The sequence below is a fragment of the Psychrobacter sp. H8-1 genome, assembly GCF_904846575.1.
In the GTDB taxonomy this organism is placed as follows: domain Bacteria; phylum Pseudomonadota; class Gammaproteobacteria; order Pseudomonadales; family Moraxellaceae; genus Psychrobacter; species Psychrobacter fulvigenes.
On sequence record NZ_CAJHBG010000001.1, the window covers coordinates 2,254,068 to 2,267,886 of the forward strand.

Here is a 13,819-nt window from a genome sequence, read left to right on the forward strand (position 1 = left end):
ATTTATCCATAGAAAGTGCAACGCATGCTGCACATAAAGGAGAATAGGATGTAAAGCGTCATTATGATAGCATGACTTATCAAAAATTTCTCAACGACTGCGAGAGAAACAGATGTCAAAAAACCAAATAATGCCCACTACTAATCCACCCAGACGCCAGTTCACTCGCCAGCGTCGTCAGCTGACGGCGAGCGAGCGCAGACAGCGTAGTCGGGCGGCAAGCCTACAGTTAATTAAGTTGCAACAGCGTCTACCACCGAACGCTCGTATTGGCCTTTACTATGATGGGTTTGGTGAGCTGCCCACGCAGCCCTTGCTCGATTGGTGTTTGCGTTTAGGCTATCAGGCTTATTTGCCAGTCGTTGGCTCGCTCGGTCGTGATGATAAGCGTCTGCGCTTTGTGCCGATTTATCACTCTAAACTATTAAACATACCGTCACGTATCCATCGCTTAGGTATGAAGCAGAATCACAGTCGTAGATTGCTATGGGCGCAAGAGTTAGACATCATTATCTGTCCACTCGTGGCAGTAGATTTGAACGGCAACCGTATGGGCATGGGCGGCGGCTTTTATGATACAACTCTGGGTAAAAGCCATCGATCAGGTGCTGCCAAGCCGCTCAAAATCGGCTGGTGTTATGATTTTCAAGTGGTTGAAGAGTTAACTCGGCAACCGTGGGATGTGCCCTTAGATGGTGTGATTACCCCAAGCGGTATAAGATGGTTTGATAATAATGTAACCGCTCATGATAGCGCTGAGGGAAAAGCCTCTAGCGCCGATACGGTTGATACCTACTTACAAACATTAGGAAATGATGACGCTAGGGAGATGCTCTACTACAGTCAAGAACAAACCTTTAGTTCTAATGAGCTATCGAGCGTAATCAATGAAGCGCGTTTAAATAAGTTACTGGCGCAAAGTGACGAGTTTTTGAGTCATTTATCAGGTGAAATAGATAACTTTGACTAATAGTAGCTTTGAGCCAAAAACATCTAACAGCCAAACTAAAAAGGCGAATGATTATAAAATCACTCGCCTTTTTTACATCTCTAAAAGTCTATAAGACCCATTAAAGCACCATCGCGGCAATCCAACCAAACGCCAACAATGGAATATTGTAATGAATAAAGGTCGGCACCACACTGTCCTTGATATGGTCATGCTGCCCATCCACGTTGAGACCAGAAGTAGGCCCAAGGGTTGAGTCAGAAGCGGGAGAGCCTGCATCACCAAGCGCGCCAGCGGTACCAATAATAGCCACCGTAGCGAGTGGCGAAAACCCTAAAGACATACACAAAGGCACATAAATAGCAGCAATAATGGGAATGGTAGAGAATGACGAGCCAATGCCCATGGTCACGATCAGACCAATCCCTAACATCACTAAAGCCGCAATGGCTTTATTACCAGCAAATAAATTGGTCGCGCCGTCAATGAGTGGCGCAATCTCACCCGTCGTCTTCATGACCTCGGCAAAACCTTGCGCGGTAATCATGATAAACCCAATCATTGCCATTAACTTGATACCGTCATTAAACACCGTATCGGCCTCGCGCCACTTGACCACACCTGTTGCCATAAAGACGGCAAAGCCAAACATCGAGCCGAGTAACAACGAATCCGTATAGAGCTGTACCACAAAGGCGGTGACAATCGCAGCGATAGCGACTAGCGTTTTCATCTTACTTTGCGTTTGCGCACCAGCGGCCTTTTTGCTCAAGTCGTTGCCTTCTACGACAGCATCACGCTCTTCTTTATTGATGGTCAACTGTTGATACTGACGCGGCTTACGATAGCTGATAAATATTGCTGTTAACAAGCCTATAAACATCCCCAAAGCTGGAATAGCCATTGCCTTGACGACAGAAATATCACTGACATCAATGCCTGCTTCACCGACGTTTTTGAGCATGATTTGATTGAGATAAATATCACCAAAACCATATGGTATAAACATATAAGTGGTGACAAGACCAAAAGTAATCAAACAAGCGATGAGGCGTCTATCAATCTGCATACGGTTAAACGCTAATAATAATGGCGGTACGAGTAGCGGAATAAAAGCGATGTGAATCGGAATTAGGTTTTGGCTAAAGCAGCTCATCACTACCAAGCCTGCAAATAGCATGTACTTAATCATGCCACTCGTGCCACCCGCATCGATACGCTTGATCACTGCTCCTGCCAAGGATTGCGGCAGACCTGAATGCGCAATCGCAACGGCAAACGCACCCAGCAGCGCATAAGAGAGCGCAATGCCCGCGCCGTTTTGGATGCCTTCTTGAAAGGCTTCTAAAGTCGCCGTAATGCCTAAACCAGCGATTAAGCCGCCCGCCAACGCACCGATTAATAAGCTGAGCACCACATGCACTCGTGCCAACGACAGCCCCAGCATGATGACTACCGCCAGTAGCACCGCATTGATTGTCATACTTTTGCCCCTTACCCTGTATTGTCTCGCCTATGTTTGGTCTATTGATATCGTTCCAATGTCTTAAAAATGCTTTAAAAGTGCCTGAAAATCACTTTATCACTGACATCTTTGTAGCCTGACATGCCCACTGAACGCTGCCGTAGCCATTCAGACGCGCGTCAGTTTACCTGATTTTCGCTATAAAGCCTATGCTCAGAACGGAGCAGCCATTAGCCAGTGCACCAACAAACTCGCATTATTCTCTGCCTTGTTGAGCCATAAGGCCTTGCAATTTTTTCTAAGGACACCATTTACCTAACATGAACCACTAACTTGACTTTACAAGTCTGGTGAACGAGGAAGAAATATATGAGTGAACATAAAATAGATAAAGACAACATCGACATCGATGTGTCAACTGCCATGACTGATGACAGTGCGCCAAATACATCGTCAGAAAATGAGCCAGATAATATACAAAGCACTGCGTCAGAAAACTATCTGCCATTACTAGCACTACGCGACGTGGTAGTCTATCCGCATATGCAGATAGCACTATTTGTCGGTCGTGCGCCTTCGGTAAAAGCCGTTGAGCTGGCACAGGCTGAGTATGGCAATAAGGTACTGGTCGTGGCGCAAAAAGACTCGCTGACCGAAGACATTGATCAAGATAACTTGTATCAGTATGGCACCGTGTGCCGCATCGTCAGCACCATGCCGCATGACAGTGATGAGAATTGCATCAAAGTGCTGATCGAAGGTCAGTACCGTGCGCGTGTTGATAGCTTAGAAGATCACGAACAAGTACTGATGGCGAGCTTCGAACGTGCTGATCTTGATGTCAGTATGGATGAGAGCCAGCAAAAAAACACCATTCAAGCATTGACCACTTTGTTTGAAAGCTATGCGGATTCGCGTCTGCGTAATGCTCGTGAGCTGACGCGCGTGGCGAAGCGTATCGATGACTTACTGGAGCTAGTGTACTTTATCTCTACCCGTGTATCGATGGACCTTGATGTCAAACAGTCGTTTTTAGAAGAAGATGACATCAAAACGCACATTAATACTTTGACTGAGTATCTGGTCAAACAAAGTGCTGAACAAAACATCGAGCAAGACATCCAAGATGCTGTGCGTCAGCAAATGGAAGACAACCAGCGCGAATACTTCTTAAACGAGAAGCTAAAAGCCATTAAGAATGAGCTGTCTGATATGAGTGACGGTGCATTTGATGGTGAAGATGATGTGGGCGAGCTTGAACAACGCCTAGAAGATGCTGACCTGCCTGACGATGTACGCAAAAAGGCTGAGCAAGAGCTGAAAAAGCTCAAAATGATGCCGCCTGCCTCGAGTGAGTCATCAGTCGTACGCAACTATATTGAGTGGATTTTGGATACGCCGTGGAATGCGACGACCAAAGTTTCGATTAATTTAGAAAAAGCTAAAACGGTATTAGACGAAGACCATTATGGTTTACAAGATGTAAAAGACCGCATCTTAGAATACCTCGCCGTCCAATCGCGAGTGAAAAAGCTTCGTGGTCCGATTCTTTGTTTAGTTGGTCCTCCGGGTGTTGGTAAAACCTCATTGGGTGAGTCGATTGCACGTGCAACGGGTCGTAAATATGTGCGTATGGCGCTAGGCGGCGTGCGTGATGAAGCTGAGATTCGTGGTCACCGCCGTACTTATATCGGTGCGATGCCAGGTAAGATCGTCCAGTCATTGGCAAAAGTCGAAGTCAAAAACCCGCTATTTTTATTAGATGAAATCGATAAAATGGCGCAAGACTTCCGCGGCGATCCAGCGTCAGCCTTGCTTGAAGTGCTCGATCCATCACAGAACGATACCTTTAACGACCATTATCTCGATATGGACTTAGATTTATCGCAAGTGATGTTTATCTGTACTGCCAACAGCATGGATATCCCGCCTGCCCTGCTTGACCGTATGGAAGTCATTCGTCTACCGGGTTATACCGAAGAAGAAAAGGTCAATATTGCGCAGAAATATCTTGTGCCAAAAGCGATTAAAAACAACGGTCTCAAAGAAGGTGAAATTGAGATTGTAGAAGCGGCATTACATAGTATCGTGCGTAGCTATACCCGTGAAGCCGGTGTGCGTAACCTTGAGCGTGAAGTCAATAAAATCTGCCGTAAAGTCGTTCGCGGTTCGGTTGAAACCCATGGCGCACGTGCTCCGAAGAAAGCAGAACGTCAGCTAATCGTGGTCGATGACAAAAACATCGATGACTATCTAGGCGTCCATCAGTACGACTACGGTCTAGCAGAAGAAGAGCCTGAGATTGGTCGTATTACAGGTCTTGCTTGGACACAAGTCGGTGGCGAGCTATTAACCATCGAAGCGGTGGCGATGAAAGGTAAAGGCGAGCTAAGCTTTACCGGTTCACTCGGCGATGTCATGAAAGAGTCGATTCGTGCAGCGATGAGCGTGGTCCGTGCTCGCGGTGATAGCTTAGGGATTGATTACGAGACCTTTAAAACCACTGACGTCCACGTGCATATGCCTGAAGGCGCGACTCCGAAAGATGGTCCATCGGCTGGTGGTGCGCTCACGACAGCGCTGGTCTCTGCCTTGACTGGTATTGCGATTCGTCCAGATATTGCGATGACAGGCGAGATTACCTTACGCGGTAAAATCCTACGCATCGGTGGTCTAAAAGAGAAGCTACTTGCTGCGCATCGCGGTGGTATCAAGCATGTGTTGATTCCAGCGACCAACGAGCGTGACTTGGCCGATATCCCTGATAACGTCAAAGCGGGTTTGACCATTCAGCCAGTCGCGACGATTGATGAGATATTAAAAGTAGCATTGGTCAGTATGCCAGTGCCGCTTAAACCAGCTAAAGTGACGGTTGATAAAACCTCAAGCAAAGCGCTGCATAACTAATCTGATTAGTTAATAATCCAGTCTTACAAATTAAAGAGCCGCTCATCGTCATGATGGGCGGCTTTTTTTTGGCAATAATAAAAAACAATCTGGTCAAAACCCTATGCTATATTTTATACAAATGTTTATTAATTAGGAAAGTACAATGTTAAATCATTTAAGGGTGTCTCTAGTTGTAATAAGCACATTACTACCCCTCGCTTTATTAGGCTGCCAAACCAACAGCCTTAATAATTCAGCACAAACCAGTACCGTTATCGACGATAAAAACTGGTCAGCCTCTACGCCCAAACCTAGACTTTTGCAAACGATTACCAAATACGAGTGGCAACTGACACACGTAACTGATGAAAACGGTCAAACTCAGTCCTTTAATCATAAACCACCTTTGATAATGCAAGTCCGCCCCGATATTTTATTATTTGAAGAAGGCTGTCATCGTTATCAGGGTTCTTTTAAGGCTATGCGCCCCTTGCCTTATCCCTACTCATTGCCTGACATAAGAGACTTACCTGATAATTGTATAGCTATTTCTCATCCGGGTAGTGACTTAAATAAGGGCGACATTCAACGAGCTTTAGAAATTGTATTTGCGCCTTACTCAGATTCATATTTTAGGTTTGATCCTGTACTGCCTTCATCGCCACTCTTTTCTAAAAAAGCATCGAAACAACTGGCTTTAACGACCGATAAAGGCAAAATGTTCATTTTTTCTGGCACTGCTATGCCTAAACGAGCCGTCTCTGGACTAACCATTACTAATGAAATATTAGAGCGCTATCAATGGCATCTTATTAGTGCTACTGACCATACCAATAGACCTATTAGCCAATTAAACCATCCAAACGTACCTATTACTGCAAGCTTTGATATTGACTCATATAATCATAGCGATTATCAACAAGGGGCTTTTAGTCAAAGCGTTGGGTTTTTTACGGGATGTAACGGCGTTGGTGGGTCTTACGCGCTCTCCACTAATCAAACCTTATTGATTGGCGCTTCTCCTTCAACCTTGATGGGATGCGGTGATTTAATTAATGGGATTGAAGATTATCTTGATCGCATTATGCACAACAGTTCTAGTCAACTAACCCTGACCCACCCAGATATTACATCGACATCTAATATTTCTAGCGTACCTATACCTGGCTACCTACTCACTCAAGAGCTAGATTCTGGCGAAACGCTTATCTGGAAGAATGAAATAAAGAAAACACCTTAGCCCCTATTCATTCTCATGTTTTTTAAAAAGGATCTTACAATGCTCCTGCCAACTACAAAGCGCTCATTAACTATTATCAGCTTGTCTGTAACAATGGGGCTAGCAAGCTGTCAGTCCGCGTCTATTAAAAGCTCACAGCAAACCGATACAGTGCATAGCCCTAGCATTGACACAGTCAATCCTACTGAAAAGGCTGTTATCAAAGAAGCGCAACTGATGCAATGGTCAGCTCATTATGATTGGCAGTTGGCACAAGTGATGAATCAAAACGGTAAAGCTGTCGATATAAATGATTTTGCGCCGATTACCTTACAAGTAGATCCTAGCTCAATCAGTCTGCATCAAGGCTATGAGCAGTATAGAATGGATTTTCATGCGCTGTCCGCGCCGCCTTATCCCTATTATTCTCATCTTGCTAAAGCACCCATAAATTGTCATGACGACACTAACTCTGATAACAAAACGGCGATTAAAGAGGATAATAGTATTCAATCGTTATTTGCTAAGTACGCGCCTGTCAGACTTAATTTTGAATTATTGCCATACTCAGATTCAATATCAGGATCAGCACCAGTCGATACAAAAGCTGCCCCTAAACGCTTGGTACTTAATATCGAAAATGGCAAGCGCCTAGTCTTCACAGGCGTAGCCAAAGACTTACCTGCTGCCACTGGATTACCCATCACCAATGAGCTTTTGGAGCAATATCATTGGCAGCTGGTAAGCGCTGTCAGTAATACTTACAATGATAATGGTCAGTTAGTTAGAAAACCTTTGGGCAATTTCTATCACCCCGATCACCCTATTTCAGCGAGCTTTGAGAGTTGGCCTAACAATCAGTACGCATCCTTTAGCTCAGGCTGTAACGGCTCGCGCGCGCCTTATTTTTTACTAAATAATCATATCTTCAATGTTGGCACCATCATCAGCACTGTCATGGGCTGCGGTGAGACAGGCAATCGCATTGAAAGCGCTTTATTTGATTTGATGCGTAATAGCAGCAGTCAGCTAACACTAAGCTTACAACCCTCACAGCCAATATCGTCAACGGCAAATAATCAGACAGATATGCCTCGTTATAACTTACTGCAAACGATGGTAACTGGCGAAACCTTAGTCTGGCAAAACCAAGTAAAGAAAATACCGTAAGCAACTCTCAAACCCATACGTTACTTACATTTATTAACCGATTGTTGCGCATTCGATGAACAACCATGTCCAGGGCTTGGCTATACTAACTGCAACATTAACGAATGTTGATGTACGGTTTAATGAAATTATAACGATAAACATTCGCAGTTATTTCGCAATTAAGACTACTAAAAACAAATGGAGAGAATAATGAAAAAGATGATGCTCGCAACTACTTTATTATGTGGTTCAGCCCTAGCGTTAAGCGCTTGTCAGACTGTAGAAGGACAGATGCAGACGGGTAACCCACTCGCTCAGCCTGCGCTAAAATCTACGCTTACCACAACAGATGGCTCTAATAGTGAAGTAGGACAGCTATTTTTGCGCCCCGTTGATGGTGGTGTACAGGTCTATGGTAAGCTGATGAATATGACACCAGGGGCAACGGTTGCGCTACATATCCATGAGACGGGTAGTTGTGCCAATATGGGTAAGGCTGCAGGTGGTCATTTCAATCCAGACAACAAGCCGCACTCAAACCCAGACGATATGGATGGACATGCTGGCGACTTGCCAAATCTAACAGCGAATGAAGACGGTGTTGCTACCATAAACTATGTGAATAAGAAAATCTCTGCTGCCGAAGCAGGTAAGTACAGCGTTTATCGCCGTGCCTTTATCGTTCATGCTGGTGCTGATGACTACACTAGCCAGCCCGCAGGTGACGCAGGTGACCGTATCGCTTGTGGTATTATCGAAAAGAACTAATAGTATCGTAAGCAATAAAAAACCTCTTAGAGTATCTAAGAGGTTTTTTTGTGACTGAACAATTATTTATAATCAAACGTATTTACGACCAAACGCGGTATGGTATCAGGAGTTTGGTTTCAAGCTTTAAGAAAAGCTATCCCATTTCCAAAAATTAGAGTAACGCGAAAAACTTGTACAAGTACTACTCCTAGTAGGCTTAGCAAGTTTGAAAAAGCTAATCGCACTTTTTGGCTTTGGTATTACTCCTCTACCCACTCACCTTTACGCCAGTAAACCCCCCAGCGGGTGGCTTTACCGTTTTTCTCAGAGCCAATGTATTGCTCTTTTTTCTTCCGAGACCAACGTAGAATGGTTGGGTTGCCGTCAGGATCTTCGTTTGGCCCTTCAAACAGATATTGAAATTTCTCTTCCATCTTATCTTTGATTTCTCGTATCTCTGCCAGTTTTGGCGCCCGCGTCTCTCGCACTTTCGGGAATTTAGACGCTGCTAAGAACATACCAGCCGCCCCTTCACGTAAGATGAAATAATCATCATGCTTAGTCGACTTGAGCTCTGGCATATGAATTGGATCCATACGCGGCGGTGCTGCTTCACCAGTCTTTAACACTTTACGAGTGTTATTACATTTTTGACAAGCAAAGTAAGGGCCAAAGCGTCCTGTCTTTAATTCCATCTGCCCATCACACTTGTTACAGTCGATAGTCGGAGCGTCGGAGCCTGGAACTTCGAACTTACCTTCTTCCAAAATGTAACCATCGCAGTCAGGGTTGTTACCACAAACGTGCAGTTTGAGACCACCATCGACGATATAACCGTTCATCGCCGTGCCGCATTTCGGACAGCGTTTTTTCTCCATTAGGTCTCTGACTTCAGCTGCTTCATCGTCACTTTCTGAGTCGTCAAGGTTGGCGAAGGCTTCCACTGGCATCAGGTTTTTGGTGCCTTTACAGCGCTCTTTTGGCGGCAAGTTATAACCCGTACAGCCTAAGAATACACCGGTAGAGCCCGTACGTAGCTGCATCGGACGATCACACAGATCACAGTGCACATCTGGCACGTCGGTAGGATCGTTTGGACGCATGCCATCTTTATCTTTGGCTTTGTCGAGCTTGATTTTAAAGTCGCCATAAAAATTATCTAAGACATCTTTCCAGTCACGCTCGCCAGTGGCAACGTAGTCCAGCTTGTCTTCAAGCGCCGCAGTAAAAGTATAATCCATCAAGTCTGGGAAGCTTTCGGTCAGCCTATCAGTGACGATATCGCCCATCTTTTCAGCGAATAGGCGCTTATTTTCAAGTTTCACATAACCGCGGTCTTGAATGGTAGAGATAATAGACGCATAGGTTGAAGGACGACCGATACCTTTTTTCTCAAGCTCCTTGACCAAGCTGGCTTCGGTATAACGCGGTGGCGGCTTGGTAAAGTGCTGACTTGGATCAAGCTTATCTAGTGTCAGCTCATCGCCTTTTTTGACATCAGGCAATAAGGTATCGTCGGTTTTTGCAGGTGGCATCACTTTGGTATAACCATCAAAGGTCAGGGTACGGCCACGCGCTTTTAGCTCAACATCACCTGCAGCGACAAATAAATTCACCGACAGATATTTGGCTGGCAGCATCTGACAGGCCACAAACTGTCGCCAGATTAGCTCGTACAGACGAATAGCATCACGCTCCACGGCTTTGAGCTGCGTCGACTTCATATGGACATTTGACGGACGAATCGCTTCATGCGCCTCTTGTGCGCTTTGTTTATTGCCATAGAAGTTAGGCTTTTCTGGTACGTACTTAGCACCATAGCTGTCTTCTATATAACCTCGAGCAGCGGCAAGCGCGTCCCCAGACAAAAACGTCGAGTCGGTACGCATATAGGTAATATGACCCGCTTCATAGAGACGCTGTGCCAAAATCATGGTCTTTTTGACAGAGAACCCTAAGCGCGTGCTGGCAGCCTGTTGCAGGGTTGAGGTAATGAACGGCGCACTTGGACGTGACTGCGTGGGCTTCTCTTCGCGTTCTTTGACGATGTAATCATTGGACTTTAAAACATCTAATACTTTATCGGTCTGCTCTTTATTACCAAGCTTTAAGGTTTTGCCCGCTTGTTTGGTGGCTTCTAAACGAATGCCAATTTGCTCAGCGTCTTTATTGCTATTGGCAATATGGGTATCGGCATGGATCTGCCAGTATTCTTCTGGGATAAAGGCACGAATCTCATGCTCGCGCTCAACGACCAGACGCATGGCAACAGATTGGACACGCCCTGCTGATAAGCCACGGGCGACCTTTTGCCACAGCAATGGTGACACCATAAAACCGACAACACGGTCTAAAAATCGCCTTGCTTGCTGCGCATTGACGCGGTCGATATCCAGTTTGGATGGCTCTTTGAAGGCATTTTGAATGGCGGTTTTGGTAATCTCGTTAAACACCACACGCTGATATTTACTGTCAGGCCCACCGATGACTTCTTTTAGATGCCAAGCGATGGCTTCCCCCTCTCTATCCATATCCGTTGCGAGATAGATTTTATCCGCGTCTTTGGCTAATGCCTTGAGCTCTTTAATAACCTTGGTTTTATTCGGCAGTACTTCATAAACTGCCGCCCAACCATGCTCGGGATCTACGCCCATACGGCGTACGAGTGCTTGCTGCGCCTTTTCTTCTTTGCTAAGGCTATCATCTTTTTTAGCACTAGCCGTCTTTTTAGCACTTTTACTGGCGCTTACAGGAAGGTCGCGTACATGCCCAATACTTGAGCGTACGATGAAATCATTGCCAAGGTATTTATTGATCGTTTTTGCCTTGGCAGGTGATTCGACAATCACCAAAGATTTACCTTTGGTAGTATCGGTAGTAGGAGTGCTTTTTTTACTTGTGGTTTTTGCCATGTGTGACGACACCATAATAAACTGATTAAATGTGAATAAAATTCTGCAGTGTTATCACTTATTGTGATAGTTTTTAGTGACTTTTAATAAATTATTAATGACTTATTTATAATAAAGATCGTTTAAAACGACAACCGTAAACCCGTTACGTATGCACAAAACGAGCTAAAACTTGTCTTGACGTTACACTGCTAAGCGTCAAACTGTCAACTGTAAAAATAAGGTATGGCACAAAACAGCTCGAATAACGTCTGATTTATAACGCTTTCAGCCACTTTATGGCTAATTGATTCATCGTTCATTTTTTATCAAAAACTTACTGTATTCAATAATGACTTGATTTTGCATTGCGCTGTAAGCTTGCCTGCATTGCTAGTGCCCAAGCCTCAAGCTGCGACTTTAGTACGGTCAAATCAGGCTCTATAGCTCGGGTATGAAAGCCTGGATTGCTTGAGGGACGGACATAAGCGGCATCCTCCCAATAGATAACAATACAATTGGCCTTTATCAATAACGCTTTTACAAAAGGCTCGATCGTCGACGGCAGATCTAGCGGCACTTTATCCAAAACAAAATTGAGCGGGTGTGCTGAGCCGTCGCTCTCTGTACTACTAATGACACTGCTATCCGGCCGCCACTCACCATTAATTGGCTGATAGCGTGCATGCGGGAACCTTACCCCTTCTAATACTAAGGCATATTGTCCAATCATGCCTTTGCCATATTCGTTGTCTTTACCTTTGACCCAGTCTGGACAAGTCACAAGCTTGGGGTTCAGTTGCAGACCACGAGCCGTCATACGCAGGTTATCTATGCGCTGGTCACTACTGTTAGGTTTGAGTGCCATCATATTACCTAATACAAACAGTACAATGGCAATTGCAATCCATACACCCATGACAACCTGACCTTATAAATGAATAAAGAACGTCTAACAACAATATATGTATCGCCATTCTGCTATAGTCAAGGAATTTTAAAATCGCTACAAGGCGACCGACCGCAGATAGTACACTAAGTACATCTAGGGCGGATAACACCGTAGCGGTTTAAAAGTGCTCCGACTATACGTCACTATATTGTCCAACCACACCACTATTTCAAGGCGTCGCGGTCAAGTCTATACAGACCCTAGTATCGTGACCTTACACAAAAAATCAAGCGACGGCTCATGTCCTATATGTTTTTCTCTAGCATAAGCACTGCAATATCAGCAGCTTAGTAAGCAAAAATAAATAAATTCAATAGTAGGATGAAAAAGTCGTTAGCATAAAAAAATGCTATGATAAACCATAACTTCGGACACGAGCAGGTTTATTATGACTTATTTTTCTAAACTAAATCCCTTATCGCGCCTTCTCGTGATTAAAAGGTTCGTTAAGCCTATTCTCAAACCTACCATAAAATCGACCAGCACCTTATCGCTTATGGCAGCTGGCCTACTCGCACTGTCAGGCTGCGCCACCACTCAAAGCTTGACACCGCAGCAGTGCCAGACCAGTAACTGGCAAGAGCTCGGTTATGCAGACGGCATTCAAGGCCGTTCAGGCGCTTACTTTGGTTACTATACCAATAGCTGTGCCAACGTCGCGGGTGCAGCTCCCAATCGTAGCCTGTGGGAGCAAGGACGCCAAGAAGGGCTCAAGCGCTATTGTACAGAGCTAAACGCCTATAAGCTTGGGCGCGAAGGTTACGATTGGCAGCCTGTCTGTCCACTTGAAGGTATCGAAAAGCTAGAAGAAGCCTATTCTCAAGGGCGCTACTATTATATCCGTCAACGTGACCTTGATTACCTGCGCTCTCCCTATCCTTTCGGCTATGGATATGGACGCTTTGGTTACCGCCCGTTCGGCTATGGCTGGTAAGTATTAGAAGCTATATAGAGTAGAGGTAAAAACCTTGCAGGCTTACTTAAACATGATGGGAGAAAACTTTTATTATTTTAATCATTCTTCTCATTGTCGTCGTTATTTTTTTATTGGTGGGCTTATTAGTCTTTTTGGTAAGCTTGTTCATGTGAATAACAGCGTATCAATACTGACTGATTTACTGCTGACTCTATTCTTTGACGAACGCTACTCATTGACGAATGCTATTTTGGTGAGTCCTGCCTGACTGGCAGAAGCCAATACTTGGGCGACTGTATCGTATTTGCCGTCTTTGTCTGCGCGTAGATGGATAGAAGGATCGTTGCCCGCCAGCGCTTGCTCCTGCAGACGTTCATCTAGCTTCTCGAAACTAATCGCCTCACTATCCCAAAATATGCCTGCGTCTTTATCAATACTGATTTGAATGATTTCTGCTGGCTGCTCGCTGACCTTAGCACTGGTCTGCGGCAGATTGAGTGCTACCGTGGGATTGAGCACTGTTGCGGTCAATAAAAATATGATCATCAGTACCAACATCACATCGATCAGCGGAATGAGATTCATCTCATTCATGCTTGCTGCATCATCTTCGCCCAACTGAAATGCCATCATTAT

Annotated in this window: 10 protein-coding genes; 6 read left to right on the plus strand and 4 right to left on the minus strand. The window is 44.9% G+C overall.

Features of this window, described 5'->3' with window-relative positions; genetic code table 11:
• The first annotated feature begins 112 nt into the window (after positions 1-112).
• The gene (locus JMY01_RS09160; RefSeq protein WP_227677803.1) at positions 113-970 is read left to right on the plus strand and encodes a 5-formyltetrahydrofolate cyclo-ligase; all 858 of its coding nucleotides are present in this window, start codon (positions 113-115) and stop codon (positions 968-970) included.
• A gap of 100 nt (positions 971-1,070) precedes the next feature.
• Here the strand turns inward: JMY01_RS09160 and JMY01_RS09165 are convergent, their stop codons facing one another.
• A complete protein-coding gene (locus JMY01_RS09165; protein ID WP_201575265.1) occupies positions 1,071-2,432 on the minus strand; it encodes a Na+/H+ antiporter family protein in 1,362 nt (453 codons plus the stop codon).
• 351 nt (positions 2,433-2,783) lie between these two features.
• Here JMY01_RS09165 and lon point away from each other — a divergent pair, with 351 nt between their 5' ends.
• The 4 genes from lon (at position 2,784) to JMY01_RS09185 (ending at position 8,442) form a co-directional block, all read left to right on the plus strand.
• Positions 2,784-5,321, plus strand: coding sequence for an endopeptidase La (gene lon, locus JMY01_RS09170; RefSeq protein WP_227677805.1), 2,538 nt, complete (start codon positions 2,784-2,786; stop codon positions 5,319-5,321).
• Between the two features lie 145 nt (positions 5,322-5,466).
• A complete protein-coding gene (locus tag JMY01_RS09175; protein WP_201575266.1) occupies positions 5,467-6,543 on the plus strand; it encodes an META domain-containing protein in 1,077 nt (358 codons plus the stop codon).
• A 39-nt stretch (positions 6,544-6,582) separates the two neighbouring features.
• Positions 6,583-7,692 carry an META domain-containing protein gene (locus tag JMY01_RS09180; RefSeq protein WP_201575267.1) on the plus strand — a complete coding sequence of 370 codons (1,110 nt, stop codon included), beginning with the start codon at positions 6,583-6,585 and terminating at the stop codon, positions 7,690-7,692.
• Between the two features lie 192 nt (positions 7,693-7,884).
• Positions 7,885-8,442: a superoxide dismutase family protein gene (locus JMY01_RS09185; RefSeq protein WP_201575268.1), complete on the plus strand. Its 558-nt coding sequence runs from the start codon at positions 7,885-7,887 to the stop codon at positions 8,440-8,442.
• 242 nt (positions 8,443-8,684) lie between these two features.
• Here the strand turns inward: JMY01_RS09185 and topA are convergent, their stop codons facing one another.
• A complete protein-coding gene (gene topA / locus JMY01_RS09190; RefSeq protein ID WP_201575269.1) occupies positions 8,685-11,336 on the minus strand; it encodes a type I DNA topoisomerase in 2,652 nt (883 codons plus the stop codon).
• A gap of 325 nt (positions 11,337-11,661) precedes the next feature.
• Complete coding sequence (locus JMY01_RS09195) at positions 11,662-12,234, minus strand: hypothetical protein (RefSeq protein ID WP_201575270.1); 573 nt, start codon at positions 12,232-12,234, stop codon at positions 11,662-11,664.
• A 421-nt stretch (positions 12,235-12,655) separates the two neighbouring features.
• Between JMY01_RS09195 and JMY01_RS09200 the strand changes: the two genes are divergently transcribed.
• Entirely contained in the window at positions 12,656-13,201 is a 546-nt protein-coding gene (locus tag JMY01_RS09200) for a DUF2799 domain-containing protein (protein ID WP_227677807.1), read from the plus strand.
• Between the two features lie 210 nt (positions 13,202-13,411).
• Here JMY01_RS09200 and JMY01_RS09205 read toward each other — a convergent pair whose 3' ends face one another.
• Positions 13,412-13,813 (minus strand): biopolymer transporter ExbD, encoded by a 402-nt coding sequence (locus JMY01_RS09205; RefSeq protein WP_201575271.1) that lies wholly within the window; start codon positions 13,811-13,813, stop codon positions 13,412-13,414.
• Positions 13,814-13,819 lie beyond the last annotated feature (6 nt).

What these genes read in the sequence shown, in the direction of transcription:
- JMY01_RS09205 (WP_201575271.1), bottom strand. Translation starts at nt 13,813, where the DNA reads ATGGCATTTCAGTTGGGCGAAGATGATGCAGCAAGCATGAATGAGATG.
- topA (WP_201575269.1), bottom strand. Translation starts at nt 11,336, where the DNA reads ATGGCAAAAACCACAAGTAAAAAAAGCACTCCTACTACCGATACTACC.
- JMY01_RS09160 (WP_227677803.1), top strand. Translation starts at nt 113, where the DNA reads ATGTCAAAAAACCAAATAATGCCCACTACTAATCCACCCAGACGCCAG.
- JMY01_RS09200 (WP_227677807.1), top strand. Translation starts at nt 12,656, where the DNA reads ATGACTTATTTTTCTAAACTAAATCCCTTATCGCGCCTTCTCGTGATT.
- JMY01_RS09180 (WP_201575267.1), top strand. Translation starts at nt 6,583, where the DNA reads ATGCTCCTGCCAACTACAAAGCGCTCATTAACTATTATCAGCTTGTCT.
- JMY01_RS09165 (WP_201575265.1), bottom strand. Translation starts at nt 2,432, where the DNA reads ATGACAATCAATGCGGTGCTACTGGCGGTAGTCATCATGCTGGGGCTG.
- JMY01_RS09195 (WP_201575270.1), bottom strand. Translation starts at nt 12,234, where the DNA reads ATGGGTGTATGGATTGCAATTGCCATTGTACTGTTTGTATTAGGTAAT.
- JMY01_RS09185 (WP_201575268.1), top strand. Translation starts at nt 7,885, where the DNA reads ATGAAAAAGATGATGCTCGCAACTACTTTATTATGTGGTTCAGCCCTA.
- JMY01_RS09175 (WP_201575266.1), top strand. Translation starts at nt 5,467, where the DNA reads ATGTTAAATCATTTAAGGGTGTCTCTAGTTGTAATAAGCACATTACTA.
- lon (WP_227677805.1), top strand. Translation starts at nt 2,784, where the DNA reads ATGAGTGAACATAAAATAGATAAAGACAACATCGACATCGATGTGTCA.